This is a genomic window from Vogesella margarita (assembly GCF_028548475.1).
Taxonomy (GTDB): domain Bacteria; phylum Pseudomonadota; class Gammaproteobacteria; order Burkholderiales; family Chromobacteriaceae; genus Vogesella; species Vogesella margarita.
The window spans coordinates 26,585-44,627 of the sequence record NZ_JAQQLE010000001.1; the positions used below are offsets into that span (position 1 = coordinate 26,585).

At 65.6% G+C, this 18,043-nt stretch carries 18 protein-coding genes; 8 read left to right on the forward strand and 10 right to left on the reverse strand.

Annotated features, from left to right (window positions below; all coding sequences use genetic code 11):
- Nucleotides 1-60: 60 nt before the first annotated feature.
- From metX to PQU96_RS00145, 4 genes are all read left to right on the forward strand, one after another.
- Nucleotides 61-1,203, forward strand: coding sequence for a homoserine O-succinyltransferase MetX (metX, locus tag PQU96_RS00130; protein WP_272770287.1), 1,143 nt, complete (start codon nucleotides 61-63; stop codon nucleotides 1,201-1,203).
- On the forward strand, nucleotides 1,200-1,796 hold the full coding sequence (gene metW / locus PQU96_RS00135; protein WP_272770288.1) for a methionine biosynthesis protein MetW: 597 nt from the start codon (nucleotides 1,200-1,202) through the stop codon (nucleotides 1,794-1,796). Before metX ends, metW begins: the two co-directional genes overlap by 4 nt.
- Nucleotides 1,797-1,880: 84 nt before the next feature.
- Nucleotides 1,881-3,473, forward strand: coding sequence for an AmpG family muropeptide MFS transporter (locus PQU96_RS00140; RefSeq protein WP_272770289.1), 1,593 nt, complete (start codon nucleotides 1,881-1,883; stop codon nucleotides 3,471-3,473).
- A 34-nt stretch (nucleotides 3,474-3,507) separates the two neighbouring features.
- Complete coding sequence (locus PQU96_RS00145; RefSeq protein WP_272770290.1) at nucleotides 3,508-3,834, forward strand: hypothetical protein; 327 nt, start codon at nucleotides 3,508-3,510, stop codon at nucleotides 3,832-3,834.
- 96 nt (nucleotides 3,835-3,930) lie between these two features.
- On the opposite strand, the gene pyrE is transcribed toward PQU96_RS00145, so the two are convergent.
- Complete coding sequence (gene pyrE / locus PQU96_RS00150) at nucleotides 3,931-4,575, reverse strand: orotate phosphoribosyltransferase (RefSeq protein ID WP_272770291.1); 645 nt, start codon at nucleotides 4,573-4,575, stop codon at nucleotides 3,931-3,933.
- Nucleotides 4,576-4,650: 75 nt separating this feature from the next.
- Here pyrE and PQU96_RS00155 point away from each other — a divergent pair, with 75 nt between their 5' ends.
- The 3 genes from PQU96_RS00155 to PQU96_RS00165 all read left to right on the forward strand — a co-directional run bounded on the left by PQU96_RS00155 (nucleotide 4,651) and on the right by PQU96_RS00165 (nucleotide 7,722).
- The gene (locus PQU96_RS00155; RefSeq protein WP_272770292.1) at nucleotides 4,651-5,424 is read left to right on the forward strand and encodes an exodeoxyribonuclease III; all 774 of its coding nucleotides are present in this window, start codon (nucleotides 4,651-4,653) and stop codon (nucleotides 5,422-5,424) included.
- Between the two features lie 150 nt (nucleotides 5,425-5,574).
- Nucleotides 5,575-6,945, forward strand: a complete 1,371-nt coding sequence (locus PQU96_RS00160; protein WP_272770293.1) for a diguanylate cyclase domain-containing protein — start codon at nucleotides 5,575-5,577, stop codon at nucleotides 6,943-6,945.
- A 180-nt stretch (nucleotides 6,946-7,125) separates the two neighbouring features.
- Nucleotides 7,126-7,722 carry an RBBP9/YdeN family alpha/beta hydrolase gene (locus tag PQU96_RS00165; protein WP_272770294.1) on the forward strand — a complete coding sequence of 199 codons (597 nt, stop codon included), beginning with the start codon at nucleotides 7,126-7,128 and terminating at the stop codon, nucleotides 7,720-7,722.
- 84 nt (nucleotides 7,723-7,806) lie between these two features.
- On the opposite strand, the gene PQU96_RS00170 is transcribed toward PQU96_RS00165, so the two are convergent.
- The 9 genes from PQU96_RS00170 to PQU96_RS00210 all read right to left on the reverse strand — a co-directional run bounded on the left by PQU96_RS00170 (nucleotide 7,807) and on the right by PQU96_RS00210 (nucleotide 15,194).
- Entirely contained in the window at nucleotides 7,807-8,649 is an 843-nt protein-coding gene (locus PQU96_RS00170; RefSeq protein WP_272770295.1) for a sulfurtransferase, read from the reverse strand.
- 143 nt (nucleotides 8,650-8,792) lie between these two features.
- A complete protein-coding gene (locus PQU96_RS00175; RefSeq protein WP_272770675.1) occupies nucleotides 8,793-9,197 on the reverse strand; it encodes an HIT family protein in 405 nt (134 codons plus the stop codon).
- 30 nt (nucleotides 9,198-9,227) lie between these two features.
- Nucleotides 9,228-10,145 (reverse strand): oxygen-dependent coproporphyrinogen oxidase, encoded by a 918-nt coding sequence (gene hemF / locus PQU96_RS00180; RefSeq protein WP_272770296.1) that lies wholly within the window; start codon nucleotides 10,143-10,145, stop codon nucleotides 9,228-9,230.
- Between the two features lie 167 nt (nucleotides 10,146-10,312).
- The gene (locus PQU96_RS00185) at nucleotides 10,313-10,903 is read right to left on the reverse strand and encodes a porin family protein (protein ID WP_272770297.1); all 591 of its coding nucleotides are present in this window, start codon (nucleotides 10,901-10,903) and stop codon (nucleotides 10,313-10,315) included.
- Between the two features lie 106 nt (nucleotides 10,904-11,009).
- Complete coding sequence (locus PQU96_RS00190; RefSeq protein ID WP_272770298.1) at nucleotides 11,010-12,350, reverse strand: ATP-binding protein; 1,341 nt, start codon at nucleotides 12,348-12,350, stop codon at nucleotides 11,010-11,012.
- Nucleotides 12,347-13,048 carry a winged helix-turn-helix domain-containing protein gene (locus PQU96_RS00195; protein ID WP_272770299.1) on the reverse strand — a complete coding sequence of 234 codons (702 nt, stop codon included), beginning with the start codon at nucleotides 13,046-13,048 and terminating at the stop codon, nucleotides 12,347-12,349. Before PQU96_RS00195 ends, PQU96_RS00190 begins: the two co-directional genes overlap by 4 nt.
- A 108-nt stretch (nucleotides 13,049-13,156) precedes the next feature.
- Entirely contained in the window at nucleotides 13,157-14,095 is a 939-nt protein-coding gene (gene thrB, locus PQU96_RS00200; protein WP_272770300.1) for a homoserine kinase, read from the reverse strand.
- Between the two features lie 9 nt (nucleotides 14,096-14,104).
- Complete coding sequence (locus PQU96_RS00205; RefSeq protein ID WP_272770301.1) at nucleotides 14,105-14,416, reverse strand: DUF2782 domain-containing protein; 312 nt, start codon at nucleotides 14,414-14,416, stop codon at nucleotides 14,105-14,107.
- 49 nt (nucleotides 14,417-14,465) lie between these two features.
- A complete protein-coding gene (locus tag PQU96_RS00210) occupies nucleotides 14,466-15,194 on the reverse strand; it encodes an LOG family protein (RefSeq protein ID WP_272770302.1) in 729 nt (242 codons plus the stop codon).
- 16 nt (nucleotides 15,195-15,210) lie between these two features.
- Here PQU96_RS00210 and polA point away from each other — a divergent pair, with 16 nt between their 5' ends.
- Nucleotides 15,211-18,009, forward strand: a complete 2,799-nt coding sequence (gene polA, locus PQU96_RS00215; RefSeq protein ID WP_272770303.1) for a DNA polymerase I — start codon at nucleotides 15,211-15,213, stop codon at nucleotides 18,007-18,009.
- The last annotated feature ends 34 nt before the right edge of the window (nucleotides 18,010-18,043 follow it).

An 18,043-nucleotide genomic window follows, 5' to 3' on the forward strand; every position in this document is an offset into this window, starting at 1 on the left:
GACGGGCAGAGCCGAAAAGGCCGCCATTCCTGCCCCCGCCGCCGATTACAAGAGGCAGTTATGTCCAATCTTTCGTCATCCGTCGGCATCGTCACGCCGCAGCACGCGGATTTTGCCACGCCCTTGCCGCTCAATAGCGGCCATGTGCTGGCGTCGTATCGCCTGACTTTTGAAACCTACGGCACGCTGAATGCCGCGCGCAGCAATGGCATTCTGATCTGCCACGCGCTGTCCGGCCACCACCACGTCGCCGGCCGCTACAGCCCGGACGACAAGGCCGCCGGCTGGTGGGACAACATGGTCGGCCCCGGCAAGCCCATCGACACCAACCGTTTCTTCGTGGTCGGGGTCAACAATCTCGGCGGCTGCCACGGCAGCACCGGCCCGTCCAGCATCGATCCGGATTGCGGCCAACCCTGGGGCTCGCGCTTTCCGGTAATGACCGTGCCGGACTGGGTCACCGCGCAGGCGCGCCTCGCCGACCGTCTCGGCATCGACCGCTGGGCGGCGGTGATCGGCGGCAGCCTCGGCGGCATGCAGGCGCTGCAGTGGAGCATCGACTACCCGGAACGCATCGCTCACGCGCTGGTGATCGCCTCGGCGCCCAAGCTGTCGGCGCAGAACATCGCCTTCAATGACGTGGCGCGGCAGGCGATCATCACCGACCCCGACTTCCTCGGCGGCGACTTCTACGCCGCCGGCACCATTCCGCGCCGCGGCCTGCGCCTGGCGCGCATGCTGGGCCACATCACCTACCTGTCCGACGACGGCATGGGCGAGAAATTCGGCCGCATGCTGCGCTCCGGCGAGTACCAGTTCGGCTACGACGTGGAGTTCGAGATCGAGAGCTACCTGCGCTACCAGGGCGACAAGTTCTCCGACTACTTCGACGCCAATACCTACCTGCTGATGACCAAGGCGCTGGACTACTTCGACCCGGCCAAGGATTACGGTGGTGATCTGGTGGCGGCGCTGAAAAAGGCGACGGCCAGCTTCCTGGTGGCCAGCTTCACCAGCGACTGGCGCTTCTCGCCGGAACGCTCGCGCGAGACGGTGAAGGCGCTGATCGCCGCCGGCAAGCGCGTCAGCTACGGCGAGATCGAGTCGGTGCACGGCCACGACGCCTTCCTGATGACCGACCAGCCCTACGTCGACCTGATGCAGGCCTATCTGGACCGCGTGGCCGAGGAGGTGAACGCATGACGACCCTGACAACATTGCGCCCCGATCTGCAGCTGATCGCCGACTGGGTGGCCCCGGCCAGCCGCGTGCTGGACCTCGGCTGCGGCGAGGGTGAGCTCTTGGCCTGGCTGCAGCAGCACAAGCAGGTCAACGGCTACGGCGTCGATTTCGACGTGAACAACGTGGTGCGCTGCGTGAAGGCCGGCGTCAACGCCATCCAGGGCGACCTGGAGGCGGGCTTGGCCGAATTCGAGGATCAGCGCTTCGAGCACGTGGTGCTGTCGCAGACCATCCAGGCGATGCAGCACACCGAGGAGATCCTGCAGGAGATGCTCAGGGTTGGCCGCGAGGCCATCGTCACCTTCCCCAACTTCGGCTACTGGCAGAACCGCTGGCAGATCATGCAGGGCCACATGCCGGTGTCCGACGACATGCCCTACCAGTGGTACAACACGCCCAACATCCACTGGTGCATGCTGGGCGACTTCGAGAACCTGTGCGCCAAGAACCACATCCGCGTGCTGGAGCGGGTGGTGATGACGCACGGCCGGCAGGTGAACTTCCTGCCCAATCTGCGCGGCAGCCTGGCGTTTTACCGCGTCGGCCGTGTCTGACGCGCAACCGGCCGGGGTTCGCCCCCGGCGGCTTCAGGGCGCGTGATCCGCGCTCTTTTTATTTGGCAGGGACAGGAAGGGTAGATGGCTGATTTTCGCAAGAGCGGCGCGTGGCGCATGTTGATGATCGGGGTGCTGGGCTTTGCCAGCGGCCTGCCGCTGGCGCTGTCCGGCACCGCGATGCAGGCGTGGCTGACGGTGGACGGTCTCGACATCGCCACCATCGGCTTCCTGAGCCTGGTCGGCCTGCCGTACACCTTCAAGTTCCTGTGGGCGCCGCTGATGGACCGCTTCGAGCCGCCGTGGCTGGGGCGCCGCCGCGGCTGGCTGGTGCTGTCGCAGCTGGGCATCGCCGCCACGCTGGCGCTGATGTCCCGGACCTCGCCGGCGCACGGCATCCAGGCGTTCGCGCTGCTGGCGGTGCTGCTGTCCTTTCTGTCCGCGTCACAGGACGTGGTGATCGACGCCTACCGCACCGACGTGCTGGCGCCGCAGGAACGCGGCCTCGGCTCCTCGCTGGGGGTGTTCGGCTACCGGCTGGCGATGATCCTGTCCGGCGGTATCGCGATGGTGTGGGCCGATCCGGTCAGCGGTAGCGGCCTGAACTGGAACGGCATCTACCTGCTGATGGCGGGGCTGATGCTGGCGGCGGCGCTGGTGTCGCTGTTGCTGGTGCCGGCGGTGCCGGCCGGCAATGTCGCGCCGCACAGCAACGCGCGCAACGACCTGAAAGGCTTTGTCGCGGTGCTGCTGGCGGTGGTGGTCGGCTACCAGTTCACCTCCCGCGTCGGCGCGCCGCTGGCCGACGCCGTGCTGTCGCCGCTGTTCGGCACGGCCCCTGCCTCTGCTGCCAACCTTGCGTCGCCGCCCAACCCGGACCAGAAAAAATGGGTCGACCTGCTGACCCTGCTGATTGGCATGGCGGTGACCATCCCGCTGGCGTGGTGGGCGGCGCGGCGCGCGCGCTTCGAGACGCTGAACCGCTCGCTGGGCAACTACTTCAGCATGGAGGCGGCCGGCGCCTTCCTGGCGCTCATCATCCTCTACAAGCTGGGCGACGCCTTTGCCGGCGCGCTGACCACCACCTTTTTGCTCAAGGGCGTCGGCTTTGCCCAGGCCGAGATCGGCGTGGTCAACAAGGTGATCGGCATCTGGCTGACCATCGTCGGCGCGCTGGCCGGCGGTGCGCTGATGATGAAACTGGGGCTGTTCCGCTCGCTGCTGCTGTTCGGCGTGCTGCAGCTGTTGTCCAATCTCGGTTTCTGGCTGGTGGCGGTGTCGGGCAAGGGCGCCTGGGGCGGCTTCTCGCTGCCGCCGTTCGACTGGGGACTGGTGGCGCTGCACGAGGCCACCGCTGTCGACAACCTGCTGCTGTTCGCGGTCAGCATCGAGAACCTGACCGCCGGCATGGGCACCGCCGCCTTCGTCGCCTTCCTGATGGCGCTGTGCAACCAGAAATTCACCGCCACCCAGTTCGCGCTGCTGTCGGCGTTTTCCGCCATCGGCCGCGTGTGGGTCGGGCCGATGTCCGGGGTACTGGCCGCAAGCGTCGGCTGGCCGGCGTTCTTCCTGTTCTCGACGGTGATGGCGCTGCCGGGGCTGCTGATGCTGTGCTATCTGCGCGGGCGCATCCAGGCGCTGGACGTGCCGCGCGGCGCGCTGCCGGCGGACGATTGAGCCACACCGCAAACCGATTCAAGGAGTCCGAAACATGAAAGGCAAGACCATGGCACTGGCGCTGCTGCTGGCGGCGGGCACGCTGCAGGCGCAGACGGTGGATCAGCAACTGCTGTCGGCGCAGATGGCGTACCAGAGTGCCGACAGCCGGCTGGAGAGCGCGCGGCGGCAGAAACAGCAGGCGGAGGCGGAGCAAAGGTTGGCCGCACAGCGGCTGGAGCAGGCGCAGCAACAGCTGGCGCAGGCCAATCTGCAGTTGCAGCAGGCCGACAGTCAGTTGCTGGCGGCGGAAGGCGGCCTGCAGCAGGCGCAGCAGGTATTGAAGGACGCCTGGCAGCAGAAGGAAGCGGCGCAGCAGTAAGGCCGACCGCCCGCCGTTCAGGGCATGGGTGTGGCCAGCGGCCGCGCGGGGCGACCGTGGCCGGGAGTGCCGCGCGGCAAGGCGCGGCGACGTCGCTCAGGCGTTGACGCCGTACTGGGCGCGGTAGGCGCGTACCGCTTCCAGGTTGTCGGCCAGCTCCGGGCTGCCTTCGAGGAAGCCGAGCAGGTCGTGCAGGTTGGCAATCGCCACCACCGGCAGGTTGAAGTCGCGGGCGACTTCCTGCACCGCCGACAGCTCGCCGGTGCCTCGTTCCATGCGGTCCAGCGCGATGGCGACGCCGGCCGGCTCGGCACCGGCGGCGCGGATCAGCTGTACCGATTCGCGCACTGAGGTGCCGGCGGAGATCACATCGTCGATGATCAGTACCTTGCCCTTGAGCGGCGCACCGACCAGGGTGCCGCCTTCGCCGTGATCCTTGGCTTCCTTGCGGTTGTAGGCGAACGGCACGTTGCGGCCCTGTTCGGCCAGCGCCATCGACGCGGCGGCGGCGAGGATGATGCCCTTGTAGGCCGGCCCGAAGATCATGTCGAACTCAACGCCGCTGCTGCTGATGGATTTTGCATAAAAACGCGACAGCTGCAGTACGCTGTCGCCATCATTGAACAGGCCGGCGTTGAAGAAGTACGGCGAGGTGCGTCCGGCTTTGGTGACGAATGCGCCAAAACGCAATACCTGCTTGCTCAGCGCAAAACGAATAAAATCCTGACGAAAATCGCTCATTTCCATATGCCTCTTTAATGATTAACACTTTGACGTGCCTGAAAAATTGCCGGCAAGGATACCACGGGAGACCCCATGCTTCGAATCGTTTCCGCCAACCTCAACGGCATCCGCTCTGCCGACAAGAAGGGCTTTTTTGACTGGCTGGCCGGGCACAATGCCGATTTTGTCTGCGTGCAGGAGCTGAAGGCGCAGGCCGGCGACCTGTCGCCGCGGATGCAGAATCCGGACGGCCTGACCGGCTACTTCCATTACGCCGACAAGAAGGGCTACAGCGGCGTTGGCATCTACACCCGCCACCAGCCGGACGCGGTCACCATCGGCCTCGGCGTGGACTGGATCGATGCCGAAGGCCGCTATCTGCAGGTCGATCGCGGCAATTTGTCGGTGATTTCGCTGTACCTGCCGTCCGGCTCCAGCAGCGACGAACGCCAGGACGTGAAATTCCGCTTCCTCGACGTGTTCAAGCCGCACCTGGACCAGCTGCGCGCGCAGGGCCGTGACGTGGTGATCTGTGGCGACTGGAACATCGCCCACCAGGAGATCGACCTCAAGAACTGGAAGGGCAACGTCAAGAATTCCGGCTTCCTGCCGGAAGAACGCGCGTGGATGACGCAGCTGCTGAACGACGGCTGGTGCGACGTGTGGCGCCGCCTGTATCCGGAGGCGCCGGGCTACAGCTGGTGGAGCAACCGCGGCCAGGCCTACGCCAAGGACGTCGGCTGGCGTATCGACTACCACATCGTGACGCCGTCGCTGATGGCACAGGCGCACAGCGCCAGCGTCTATAAAGACGAAAAGTTCTCCGACCATGCACCGTTGACGGTGGACTACAATATGACGTTCTAAAAACCAAAATGGGTCACACATGGACTCGCTTTGGATCTATTCCAGGCGAGCTGTCCCAAACTTGATAGGCCAGACATGCGTTTTTCTACCAGACGATGGATCGTCTTGCTGGCGAGTTGTTGCGCAACGCAACTGTGGGCCGCTGGAGCCGTGCTGAAGCTGACCGATGCCCAGCAGCAATGGCTGACCCAGCACCAGCAGCGACAAATCAAGTATTGCTTCAATGCTAACTGGGCGCCCTATGACTCCCTGAAAGATGGCAAGCCACAGGGTATCTTCCATGACTACTTGGGCATCTTTACCCAGCGTCTCGGTATCGAGTTCGTTCCGCACATCACCCCCGACTGGACCGCGGCGCTGGCCGCGGTCCAGCGTGGCGACTGTGCTTTCCTCGTCGGGGCGGTGAAGACGCCGGAGCGTGAAGCCTTTCTCAATTTCACCAGCCCCTACTTCAGCATGTACAACGTGCTGGTGGCCAAGCCGGACAAGCCCTTTATCGGCTCGCTGGACAGCCTCAACGGCAAGAGCATTTCCGGCCCGAGAAACGGTGCGGTGATGCAATGGCTGGCGAAAGAGCATCCTGGTATCAAGCAGGTCAACGTGGTCACTGGCGACGAAACGCTGGCCCTGGTCATGGAAGACAAGGCCTATGCTGCGGTTTCCCCGCTCGACTCCTTCGTGGCCGACTACAAATGGCAGATACACAATCTCAAGATCATCGGCAAGCTGGACTACCCGTATCCCATTTCGGTTGCCGTGCGCAAGGATCAGCCTGAACTGTTCAGCCTGATGGAGGTGGCGGTCAACAGCCTGGGCGAGGCCGATCATGCCGCAATCACCCGCAAGTACCAGAGCTTCACGGTGGTAGAGGAGGTGGACTACCGCAAGCTGGCCGGTATTGTGGCGGTGGCGCTGGCCTTGATCGGCTATCTCTATTATTCCAACCGCCGCCTGAGCGGGGAAATTGCCCGCCGCCAACGTGCCGAAGCAGAGCTCGTACATCTGGCCCATCATGATGCGTTGACCGGTCTGCCCTCCCTGCGTATGGGGATGGCTCAACTTGATGCTGCGCTACTGCGTAGCCAGCGGACACGGAAATTGGTCGGTGTACTGTTTATTGACCTGGACGGCTTCAAGGCGGTTAACGACAACTGGGGGCATCAGGCGGGCGATGCCTTGCTCAAACAGGCCGCCTTGGCCATCCAGTCGAGTTTGCGCTCCAGCGACATGGCGGCTCGCATCGGTGGTGACGAGTTCATTGTGCTGCTTGAAGATGCCGACAAGGTTGAGGACATGATGGTGGTTGGCCGCAAAATCCAGCAGGCACTGGCGTGCACCTTTTCTGTGGGCGAGGCATCGGTGCAGGTAACGGCCAGCATTGGACTGGCGGTGCATCCGCTTCACGCCAACGATGCGGAAAGCCTGATGAAAATGGCCGATCAGGCCATGTACGAGGCCAAACGCGCGGGGAAAAACACGGTGCAGATGGCGAACAACATAAGGCAGGAGCAGGCAGGGTAGAAGAGGAGATTTGCATAGCGGATGTCTCGGCGCTGGCCGCTCCTTTAGCTGGTTTTCTCGGGTTGATATGCTCAAAATTTTGTCGGAAATAACGATACGTCGTGTGTGCTGCCAGTGCGTACGGGACGAAAAGTTCTCCGACCATGCACCGTTGACGGTGGACTACGACAGGAGTGAGTGATGCTGGACGATGACGACGTGTTCCTGATTACCGTGCCCGGCTGGGGCAACTCCGGCGCCAGCCACTGGCAGAGTTACTGGGAAGTGCTGTATCCACTGGCGCGGCGGGTGGAGCAGGACGATTGGCTGTACCCGACGCGTGACGCCTGGGTGCAAAGGTTGGCCGCGACGGTGGCGGACTGCGACGGCAAGGTGGTGATCGCCGCGCACAGTCTCGGCTGTCACACTACGGTGGAGTGGCTGGGCCAGGCCAGCCTGTTGGAGCAGAAAAAGGTGAAGGGCGTGCTGCTGGTGGCGCCGCCGGCGCTGCCGATCACGCCGCAGCGCGCCGCCGCCAGTGGCGAGCTGCCGCCGGGGGCGCCGCTGCCCGACTTTGCCGGCTTTGCCGCGCCGCGCGAACTGCGCCTGCCGGTGCCGGCGCGGCTGGTGGCCAGCCACGACGACCTGTTCTGCGACTGGACGGAGGCGGAGGCGCTGGCCGCGTGCTGGCAGGTGCCGCTGCTCAGCGCCGGTAACAGCGGCCACATGGGCAGCAACAGCGGGCTTGGCGACTGGAAGGCCGGCCAGCGCCTGATCCAGCAGCTGATTCTCGACTGAGCGCGGTCGCGCCTTGCGGCTAACCTTGAAACAACAATCCCCGCCGCGGCGGGGATTGTTGTTGTGCAGACATTGAACCGGTGCTCAGGCGCCGGTGGCCACCGGGCGCGTCGGGTCGCTGCACCACTCGCTCCACGAGCCGGCGTACAGCCGCGCGCCGCTGAGGCCGGCGTACTCCAGCGCCAGCTTGTTGTGGCAGGCGGTGACGCCGCTGCCGCAGGACAGGATTACCTGCCCGGCCGGGGTGCCGTCCAGCAGCGCCAGCCATTCGGCACGCAGCTGCGCGGCCGGTTTGAACAGGCCGTCGCCGCCGAGGTTGTCCATGAAGAAGCGGTTCTTGGCGCCGGGGATGTGGCCGCCGACCGGGTCCAGCGTCTCGTTCTCGCCGGCAAAGCGGTCCGGTGCGCGGGCGTCGACCAGCTGGTACTGCGGCGTGCACAGGTTGGCCGCAATCTCGTCCAGCAGCACCACGCTTTCCTGCGGCGTGCCCATGCTGAAGCGGGTGGCGTTGCGTTCCGGCGCGGCGGTGTCCAGCGCGCCGCCGGCCTGCTGCCAAGCCTGGATGCCGCCATCCAGCACCGCGACATTGACGTGGCCCAGCCAGCGCAGCAGCCACCAGGCGCGGGCGGCGAACATGCCGCCGGCGTCGTCGTAGGCCACCACCTGGGTGTCCGGGCCGATGCCGAGCGCGCCGAGGTTGACCGCCAGGCGCTGTCCGTCCGGCAGCGGGTGACGGCCGTTGCTGCCGTTCTTGGTGCCGGACAGGTGGTAATCGAGATGCAGGTAGTGCGCGCCGGGCAGGTGGCCTTCGTCGTAGGCCGCACGGCCGAAGTCGGGGTCGTTGAGGCGGAAACGGCAGTCGAGCAGTACGGTGTGCTGGTCGTCCAGTTGTTGTAGTTGGCTGGCGGAAATCAGGGTAGTGAACATCAATGCTCCTCGGTCAAGGGTGACGGAGCCGCTTCATAGCCGGTCTGGAGGGTGGACAAGACCGGCTGGGAAGTGGTTCTGGTGGGTGAACTGAAACGCGGTTCACCTTAGCACCCGCCCGCCATGCCGGCAATGTCATTGCGTTAACCGGCGGCCCCCAGCGCGTGGCGCAGTTGTGCGGCCAGCGTTGGCGAGCCGTGAGCCACTCCCTCGCGCATCGCCGCGCCCCACAGCGGGTTGGGGAAGTGCTTGTCGTCGGCAAAGCGCGGGATCACGTGCCAGTGCAGGTGCGGCACCATGTTGCCGAAGCTGGCGAGGTTGATCTTGTCCGGGTTCAGCACGTCGCGCAGCGCCTGCTCGGTGCGCAGCACCCAGTCCAGCACGTGGGCGCGGTCGGCGGGGGCAAGGTCGGTCATTTCCTTCACGTGCGCGTGCCAGATCACGCGGCAGAACGCCGGGTAGTCGGCATCGGCCACCAGGATCACCCGCAGCCTGTCGTCGCGGTACAGGATGTCGCCACCGTCCTGGTGGCACAGTTCGCAGTTCATCATTACTTCTCCAAAGGTTGGCCGCAGGGTTTACAGCCAGTCGCGTACCGGCAGGAAGTCGCTGTACAGCGCCGCCTCCGGGCTGCCGGCCTCTGGCTGGTAGCCGTACTCCCAGCGCACCAGCGGCGGCATCGACATCAGGATGGACTCGGTGCGGCCGCCGGTCTGCAGGCCGAACAGCGTGCCGCGGTCCCACACCAGGTTGAATTCCACGTAGCGGCCGCGGCGGTAGAGCTGGAACTGGCGCTCACGCTCGCCCCACTTTGTCGCCTTGCGGCGTTCGACGATGGGCAGGTAGGCATCAAGAAAGCCGTTGCCCACCGCCTGCATGAAGGCGAAGCTGGTGTCGAAATCCGGCTGGTTGAGGTCGTCGAAGAACAGCCCGCCCACGCCGCGCGCCTCGCCACGGTGCTTGAGATAGAAGTATTCGTCGCACCATTGCTTGTATTTCGGGTAGGTGTCCTCGCCGAACGGCACGCACAAGTCGCGTGCCACCGTGTGCCAGTGAACGACATCTTCCACGTTGCCGTAGTAGGGGGTGAGGTCGAAGCCGCCGCCGAACCACCACACCGGTTCCTCGCCGTCTTTCTCGGCGATGAAGAAGCGCACGTTGGCGTGGCTGGTCGGCACGTAGGGGTTCTCCGGGTGGATCACCAGCGACACGCCCATCGCCTCGAAGCGGCGGCCGGCCAGCTCCGGGCGGTGCGCGGTGGCGCTGGCCGGCAGCGCCGGGCCGGTGACGTGCGAGAAATTGACGCCGGCTTGCTCGAATACCGCGCCGCCGGTGAGCACGCGGCTGATGCCGCCCCCGCCGAGACCGGCGTCGCCGCGCTGCCAGCTGTCGGCAACGAAGCGGGCGCCGCCGTCGGCGCCCTCCAGCCCGGCGCAGATGCGGTCCTGCAGGTCGAGCAGGAAGGCCTTCACTTGATTGGCGTGGGGGTGGCTCATCGTAATGTCCTGATTGGGTCAACAAGCGCCGATTGTAGCAAATGCGCCTGCCGGCGCCGCGACTGATCACGCCCGCGCGGCGGGCAGGCTGCGCGGCCGGCGACATAAAAAAAGCCCGCCGGGGAGGCGGGCAAATGCACACGAGGATGTTACTGAACAGCAGGAAATCAGAAGCGGTAACCCAGACCGACCTTCAGCGCGCCGACCGGCGCGGTATCGGTGATGTCCTTGTGACCGATGTTGCCGATGCCTTCGTACTCGACACGGGCGGACAGGTTCTTGTCGAAGTTGTAGGCGGCGCCTACACCCAGGCCCATGCCGAAGCTGCTGTCCTTGCTGCTGGCCAGCGCGGGCGAGGCACTGTTGAACTTGCTGCGGATGTGGTTGGCGGACACCTTGCCGTAGACTTCAAGCTGCTGGTTTACCGGGATGATGCCAAGTGCAGCGACACGAAAAGTGTCGTAGTCCAGGCTGCCGGCACCGTTCAGCGCCGTGGCGTCGCCGTGGCGCAGATAGCTGCCCTCGACCGCGAAGTTGTCGTTGATGCGCTGGCCGACACCGATCTCGACCATGCCGGAGGTGGCATCGTCGTCGTTGACCTTGCGGTCGCCGACGCCGGCGCGGTTGGCGGCGCCGTCTTTCAGTGTCCACTGGTTGGCGGAGATGCCGACATTACCGAACACGTAGTTGCCGGTTTCTGCGGCGAAGGCGGTACTGGCGACAGCGGCAAACAGGGTAGCGACAAGCAGTTTCTTCATGATGGACTCCGTTTCACGGTGAGTGAGGTTGATGAGTCCATTCTGCGTGCCGCCGCCGCGCAACACTATGGCGCTTGCGTACGCCGACTGTGTGGTTGCCGTGCGTTTATGTGACGCTTTGTGACGGCGCCGGCTGCAGCGGCAGCGTCAGCCCGAAGCGGGCGCCGCCTTGCGGCGACTGGGTGATCCACGCCTTGCCACCGTGGTGGTGGGCGATCAGGCGCACGAAGGACAGGCCGAGACCGTAGCCGCCACTGGCGCGGTCGCGCGAGCGGTCGAGGCGCTGGAACGGGTCGAAGATGCGCTCGCGCTCCTTTTCCGGGATGCCCGGCCCGTCGTCGTCGACGGTGACGATCAGCTGGTCGTGCTCGACCGCCACCGTCATGGCCACCTGCTGGCGCGCGTACTTGAAGGCGTTCAGCAGCAGGTTGCGGGTGGCGACGTAGACCAGGCGGCGGTCGACGGTGGCCTCGCCGCGTGCGCAGTCCAGCGTCAGCTGCAGCAAGGTTGGCCGCAACGGTTGCACCAGCTCGATCAGGTCCTCGAACCACTCTTCCAGGTCGATGGTGTCGTACTCCAGCGGCACCTCGCCGCGGTCGAGCTTGGCGTAGCTGAGGCTGACGTTGATCAGCTCGTCCAGCTCCTGCATGTCGCGCTCCATGCCGTCGCGGTAGCCACGGCGTTCGTCATCGGATTCCGCCTCGTCCATCATGGTCAGGCCGAAGCGCAGGCGCGCCACCGGCGTGCGCAGCTCGTGGGCGATCGCGTGTGCCAGCGCCTGCCGCGTCTCCATCTGCGTTTCCAGTTTTTCCGCCATGCTGTTGAGCTGGCGTTGCAGCGGCGAGAACAACGGGCTGCGCGCCGCCGGCGCCCGCGCGCCGAGGTCGCCCTCCGCCAGCCGCAGCGAGGTGTCGCGCAGCGCGGCCAGGTCGTGCCAGTGCGGGCGCAGGTTGAGGTAGATCAGCAGCGCCAGCGGCACGCCGAAGAAGACAAACCACAGCACGAACAGGCCCAGCTCGCTGTGCAGCCAGCCGCCGCCGCCGTCCTGGTTGTCCAGCGGGCCGATCACCAGCAGCTGGCTGGTGCCGGGCAGCGGCGCGTACAGGTTCTGCTGGCTGCTGTCGAGCCAGCTCTGGCCGCTGGCCAGCCGCGCGCGCGCCTCTTCACCGAGCGTGGCCGGCGCTTGTTTAAGCAGCGCCAGCGGATAGGCGAACAGCGGCTGCAGTTCGCGCAGGCTGGCGTCGCGCTGCGCCGGTGGCTGGCGCAGCAGCTCGCGCTGGATCAGGCGCACGGTGCCGTCCATCTGCTTTTGCAGCCGTTCGCGCTCGCCGTTGGCGGATAGCACGATCAGCAGCAGCACGAAGCCGAGCAGCAGCACGAACTGCAGCAGCATGGTCTGCGCGAAGTAGCGCGCGAACATGCGCGCCATGCCCAGCGGCGCTCTCACTCCCAGTCGCTCCGCGAGAACAGGTAGCCCTTGCCGCGCACGGTCTTGATGCGGGTTGGCGTTTCCGGGTTGTCGTCCAGCTTCTTGCGCAGGCGCGAGATGCGGGCGTCGATGGAGCGGTCCAGGCCGTCGAAGCCGATGCCGCGCAGCTGGTTCATGATGTCGTCGCGCGACAGGATTTCGCCGGCATGGCTGGCCAGCAACCACAGCAGGTCGAATTCGGCGGTGGTCAGCTCCAGCGACTGCGCGCCAAGCACCGCCTCGCGCGTGCTCTGGCAGATGCTGAAGCTGCCGAAGCCGAGCCTGTCCTGGTCGCCGCTGTCGTCGCCGCCGTTGTCGCTGCGACGCAGCAGCGCGCGGATGCGCGCCAGCAGGCGACGCGGCTCCACCGGCTTGGCCAGGTAGTCGTCGGCGCCCAGTTCCAGGCCGAGGATCTCGTCGATCTCCTCGTCGCGGGCGGTCATCATCAGGATGCGTCCCGGATAGCGGTGGCGCACCGCGCGGCAGACTTCGAAGCCGTCCTTGCCCGGCAGCATCACGTCCAGGATCACCAGGTCGGGCATGATCTCGATGATGCGTTCGGCCGCACCGTCGCCGTGGGCATGGTGCTGGATGTCGTAGCCGTTCTTGCGCAGGTAGCTGCTGACGAGGTCGGCCAGGCGCTGATCGTCCTCGATCAGCAACAGACGTGGGTTCATGGCAGATCCTTTGGGGGTGACTGGCCGGTTATACCGCAATTCCGCCGGCAGGCAAAACAGCCCGCGGCGGGCGGGCTGTGCGGTGGCGGCTGGCGGGCGGGATGCGCGTTACAGCCAGAAGTCCTGGCGTGCGCGGTGCGCTTCCAGCAGGCGCTGGAACACGCCGGGGTCCTTGGTGTAGGTCATCTCGCCGCTGGCCGGACGGTAGAAGTCGAGCAGGCGCGACACCCAGAAGCGCAGCGCCGCGGCGCGCAGCATCACCGGCCACGCCTTGCGCTCCTCCTCGGTCAGCGGCCGGATGCTCTGGTAGCCGGCGATGATGGCGCGCGCCAGCTCGGCGTCGATGTCGCCCTGCACATCGCGCGCCCAGTCGTTGAGCGCGATGGCGAGGTCGTACAGCAGGATGTCGTTGCAGGCGTAGTAGAAGTCGATGAAGCCGGCGATGCGGTCGCCGTCCATCAGCACGTTATCCTTGAACAGGTCGGCGTGGATCACCCCCTGCGGAAGGAAGTCGAAGCGGTGACTGTCCTGGAACGCGATCTCGCTGCGCAGGCTGGCGGCATCGGCGGCCGGCAGCTGCGGGTACAGCGCGGCGGCGGTGCGGCTCCACCACTCCGGGCCGCGCGGGTTGCGCATGCGGCGCGGGAAGGTGCTGCTGGCCTTGTGCATCTGCGCCAGCATCTCGCCGACGGCGTAGCACTGCGCGGCGTTCGGCGCTGCCACGTCGTGGCCGTCCAGACAGCTGACCAGGCAGGCCGGCTTGCCGGCCAGCAGCGAGGCGAAGTGGTCGTTGTGGTCGGCAATCGGCGCCGGGCAGGCGACGCCGTGGCGCGCCAGATGGCTTTTCAACTCCAGGAAGTAGGGCAGCTCGTCCAGCTGCAGCACCTCGAACAGCGTCAGCACATAGCGGCCATGGGTGGTGGTGACAAAGTAGTTGGTATTGGTGATTCCGGCCGCAATGCCTTTCAGCTCGACCAGCTCGCCCAGCGCATAGCGCTGCAGCCACTGTGCCAGCTCTGCGGTCGAGACCGAGGTATAAACCGACATGCCCGCTCCTCAGAAGGTCAGCAGGACCCACTGCGGCACCACCAGGCGCTGCGACGGGTCGATGCGTTTCATCTGGCCGTTACCCTCGTCGTCACGCAGGTAGTACGGTGGCGCATTCTTTGGCGTCACTTTCATCAGGTAGAGGCGGCCGTTGAGACGGTATTCCTCGATGCTGTTGTCGCCGTCCTGGATGATGCGGACTTCCGGCTCTGCCATGGCATCGGCGGCAATGGTCGGCGGTGGCGGCAGCACCGCGGCGGGGGTATCGGCCAGCGCCGGCAGGGCGATGGCGGCCAGCACGGCCAGAATCAGGCGGGACATGGGGTTTCCTTGGTTGTCGGCGCTGCCAGGCAGCGCCGGTCGGCAAATATTACAGATTGAGCAGCTGTTCGCGTTCTTCCGGCAGGGCCTCGAAGCCGCGGGTTTCGTAAAAGGTGAAGATGGTTTCCACGATCTGCTGCGGATCGTCGATCAGCTGCAGCAGGTCTAGGTCTTCGGCGTTGATCAGGCCGTCGCCGATCAGGCGCTGGCGCACCCAGTCGAGCAGACCGCTCCAGAATTCGGCGCCGCACAGGATGATGGGCATCTTGCGCGTCTTGCCGGTCTGGATCAGCGTCAGCGCCTCGAACATTTCGTCCAGTGTACCAAAGCCGCCGGGCATCACCACATAGGCCAGCGCATGTTTGACGAACATCACCTTGCGGCTGAAGAAGTGGTCGAACTTCAGGCTCAGGTCCTGGTACTCGTTCGGGCGCTGTTCGTGCGGCAGCACGATGTTGAGGCCGACCGACGGGCTGTTGCCGTAATAGGCGCCCTTGTTGGCCGCCTCCATGATGCCGGGGCCGCCGCCGGAGATCACCGCGAAGCCGGCATCGGATAACAGGCGGGCAATGTCCTCGGCCAGCTTATAATAGCGATGATCGCGCGGCGTCCGTGCGCTGCCAAAAATACTTACAGCTGGACTGATCTGTTGCAGTTCTTCTGCCGATTCAACAAATTCCGACAGAATTTTCATCACATGCCAGGCTTCGCGCGAGCGGAAACGCTGCATCATCGCGTAGCGGTCGCTGGTTTGCGGTAATTTATCGGACAAGCTCATATCTGCCCCTTTTCTTATGAAAACCTTGTTATTGATTGACGGCTCTTCTTATTTGTACCGGGCCTTCCATGCGATGCCCGACTTGCGCTCGCCCACCGGCGATCCGACCGGTGCCATCTACGGCATGGTCAACATGCTGCGCCGGCTGGAAAAGGAAGTGCAGTTCGATTATAGCGCCTGCATTTTCGATGCTAAAGGTAAGACTTTCCGCGACGAGCTGTACCCGGAGTACAAGGCCAACCGGCCGTCGATGCCCACCGACCTCGCCGCGCAGGTCGTCACCGTGTACGAGGTGGTGCGCGCCAGCGGCTGGCCGCTGCTGATGGTGGACGGCGTCGAGGCCGACGACGTGATCGGCACCCTGGCCCGCAGCGCCGAGGCTGCCGGCATGCGGGTGATCGTGTCTACCGGCGACAAGGACATGGCTCAGCTGGTGACGCCGGCGGTGTCGCTGGTCAACACCATGACCAACGAAAACCTGGACGAGGCCGGGGTGCAGGAGAAGTTCGGCGTGCCACCGCACCTGATCATCGACTACCTGACGCTGATCGGCGACAAGGTCGACAACGTGCCCGGCGTCGACAAGTGCGGCCCGAAGACGGCGCTGAAGTGGCTGCAGGAGTACGGCACGCTGGAGGGAGTGATCGCCCATGCGGCCAACGTTGGCGGCAAGGTCGGCGACAACCTGCGTGCGGCGCTGGACTGGCTGCCGCGCGGGCGCGAGCTGATCACCATCAAGTGCGACGTGCCGCTGCAGGCCGAGCTGCCACAGGGCATGGACAGCCTGCTGCACGGCAGCAAGGACAAGGCGCGGCTGGCGGAACTGTTCGCCGCCTGCGGCTTCCGCACCTTCCTGCGCGAAGTCAGCGAGACGGTGGCCGACTCCGTCACCAGCAGCCCCGCCGTGCCACGGGCGCAGCCGGCGCTGCATACCAGCGGCGACCTGTTCGGTGACGACAGCGAGGCGGCAGCGGAGACGGTGCCGGCGGCGCCGTCGCCCGCCGCCATTGCGCGCCACTACGACACCATTCTCACCGACGCGCAGCTGGACGACTGGCTGCAAAGGTTGGCCGCGGCCGAGGTAGTGTCGCTGGACACCGAGACCACCAGCCTCGACCAGATGCAGGCGCAGCTGGTCGGTATCAGCTTCTCGGTGGCGGCGGGGCAGGCGGCTTACCTGCCGCTGGCGCACCGCGGCCCGGACGCGCCGCAGCAGCTGGATTTCGACGCCACGCTGGCGCGACTGAAGCCGTGGCTGGAAGACGCCGCCAGTAAAAAGCTGGGGCAGAACCTGAAGTACGACCGCCACGTGTTTGCCAACCACGGCATCACCCTGCGCGGCGTCATTGACGATACGCTGCTGGCCTCCTATGTGATCGAGAGCCACGAACGCCACGGCATGGACGATCTGGCGCGCCGCCACCTGAACGAAACCACGGTCAGCTACGAGGACATCTGCGGCAAGGGCGCCAAGCAGATCGGCTTTGCCGAGGTGGCGGTGGACGTGGCGGCCAACTATGCGGCCGAGGACGCCGACATCACCCTGCGCCTGGCGCAGCACTTCGCCCCACTACTGAGCGGCAAGCTGGCCGAGGTCTATCGCGACATCGAGCTGCCGGTGGCGGAGGTGCTGTTCAAGATGGAGCGCAACGGCGTGCTGATCGACCGCGACAGGTTGGCGGCGCAAAGCCACGCGCTTGGCAGCGAGATGCTGCAACTGGAGCAGCAGGCCTACGCGCTGGCCGGTCAGCCGTTCAACCTCAATTCGCCGAAGCAGCTGCAGGAAATCCTGTTCGGCAAGCTCGGCATCCCGACCAAGGGCGTGCGCAAGACGCCGTCTGGCGGCTTTTCCACCGACGAGGAAGTACTGGAAAAACTGGCACTGGATCACCCGCTGCCGAAGCTGATCCTGCAGTACCGTGGCCTCGCCAAGCTGAAGTCGACCTATACCGACAAGCTGCCGACGCTGATTAATCCACAGACCGGCCGCGTGCACACTACTTATGCACAGGCGGTGGCGATTACCGGCCGTCTGGCCAGCTCCGACCCCAATCTGCAGAACATCCCGGTGCGCACCGCCGAGGGCCGCCGCGTGCGCGAGGCCTTCATCGCCGCGCCCGGCCACGTGATCGTTTCCGCCGACTACTCGCAGATCGAGCTGCGCATCATGGCGCATCTGTCCGGCGACGCCGGCATGCTGGCGGCGTTCGCCAGCGGCGAGGACATCCACAAGGCCACCGCCGCCGAGGTGTTCAGCACGCCGCTGGCGGAGGTCAGCACCGAGCAGCGTCGCGCCGCCAAGGCCATCAACTTCGGCCTGATCTACGGCATGGGCGAATTCGGCCTCGCCTCGCAGCTGGACATCAGCCGCGACGCCGCCAAGCTGTACATCGACAGCTACTTCCGCAAGTACCCGGGCGTCGCCGAGTACATGCAGCAGACGCGCGATGCGGCGCGCGAGCAGGGCTACGTCGAGACCGTGTTCGGCCGCCGCCTGTACCTGCCGGAGATCCGCGCCGCCAACCAGGCGCGTCGCGCCGGCGCCGAGCGCGCGGCGATCAACGCGCCGATGCAGGGCACCGCCGCCGACCTGATCAAGCTGGCGATGATCGCGGTGCAGGGCTGGCTGGAGGCGGAGCGATTGCAGAGCAAGCTGATCATGCAGGTGCACGATGAACTGGTGCTGGAAGTGGCAGACAGCGAACTGGCGCGGGTGCGGGAAAAACTGCCGCAGCTGATGGCGGGCGTCGCCGCGCTGAAGGTGCCGCTGCTGGCGGAGGTCGGTGTCGGCAACAGCTGGGAGAGTGCACACTAAGGGCACACATCTTCACCGTAATGACGAAAGGTTG

Coding starts and splice junctions, on each gene's coding strand:
- PQU96_RS00155 (WP_272770292.1), top strand. CDS start 4,651: ATGCTTCGAATCGTTTCCGCCAACCTCAACGGCATCCGCTCTGCCGAC.
- PQU96_RS00185 (WP_272770297.1), bottom strand. CDS start 10,903: ATGAAGAAACTGCTTGTCGCTACCCTGTTTGCCGCTGTCGCCAGTACC.
- PQU96_RS00170 (WP_272770295.1), bottom strand. CDS start 8,649: ATGTTCACTACCCTGATTTCCGCCAGCCAACTACAACAACTGGACGAC.
- metX (WP_272770287.1), top strand. CDS start 61: ATGTCCAATCTTTCGTCATCCGTCGGCATCGTCACGCCGCAGCACGCG.
- thrB (WP_272770300.1), bottom strand. CDS start 14,095: ATGTCGGTTTATACCTCGGTCTCGACCGCAGAGCTGGCACAGTGGCTG.
- pyrE (WP_272770291.1), bottom strand. CDS start 4,575: ATGAGCGATTTTCGTCAGGATTTTATTCGTTTTGCGCTGAGCAAGCAG.
- PQU96_RS00175 (WP_272770675.1), bottom strand. CDS start 9,197: ATGAACTGCGAACTGTGCCACCAGGACGGTGGCGACATCCTGTACCGC.
- PQU96_RS00210 (WP_272770302.1), bottom strand. CDS start 15,194: ATGAGCTTGTCCGATAAATTACCGCAAACCAGCGACCGCTACGCGATG.
- PQU96_RS00195 (WP_272770299.1), bottom strand. CDS start 13,048: ATGAACCCACGTCTGTTGCTGATCGAGGACGATCAGCGCCTGGCCGAC.
- PQU96_RS00165 (WP_272770294.1), top strand. CDS start 7,126: ATGCTGGACGATGACGACGTGTTCCTGATTACCGTGCCCGGCTGGGGC.
- polA (WP_272770303.1), top strand. CDS start 15,211: ATGAAAACCTTGTTATTGATTGACGGCTCTTCTTATTTGTACCGGGCC.
- metW (WP_272770288.1), top strand. CDS start 1,200: ATGACGACCCTGACAACATTGCGCCCCGATCTGCAGCTGATCGCCGAC.
- PQU96_RS00145 (WP_272770290.1), top strand. CDS start 3,508: ATGAAAGGCAAGACCATGGCACTGGCGCTGCTGCTGGCGGCGGGCACG.
- hemF (WP_272770296.1), bottom strand. CDS start 10,145: ATGAGCCACCCCCACGCCAATCAAGTGAAGGCCTTCCTGCTCGACCTG.
- PQU96_RS00140 (WP_272770289.1), top strand. CDS start 1,881: ATGGCTGATTTTCGCAAGAGCGGCGCGTGGCGCATGTTGATGATCGGG.
- PQU96_RS00205 (WP_272770301.1), bottom strand. CDS start 14,416: ATGTCCCGCCTGATTCTGGCCGTGCTGGCCGCCATCGCCCTGCCGGCG.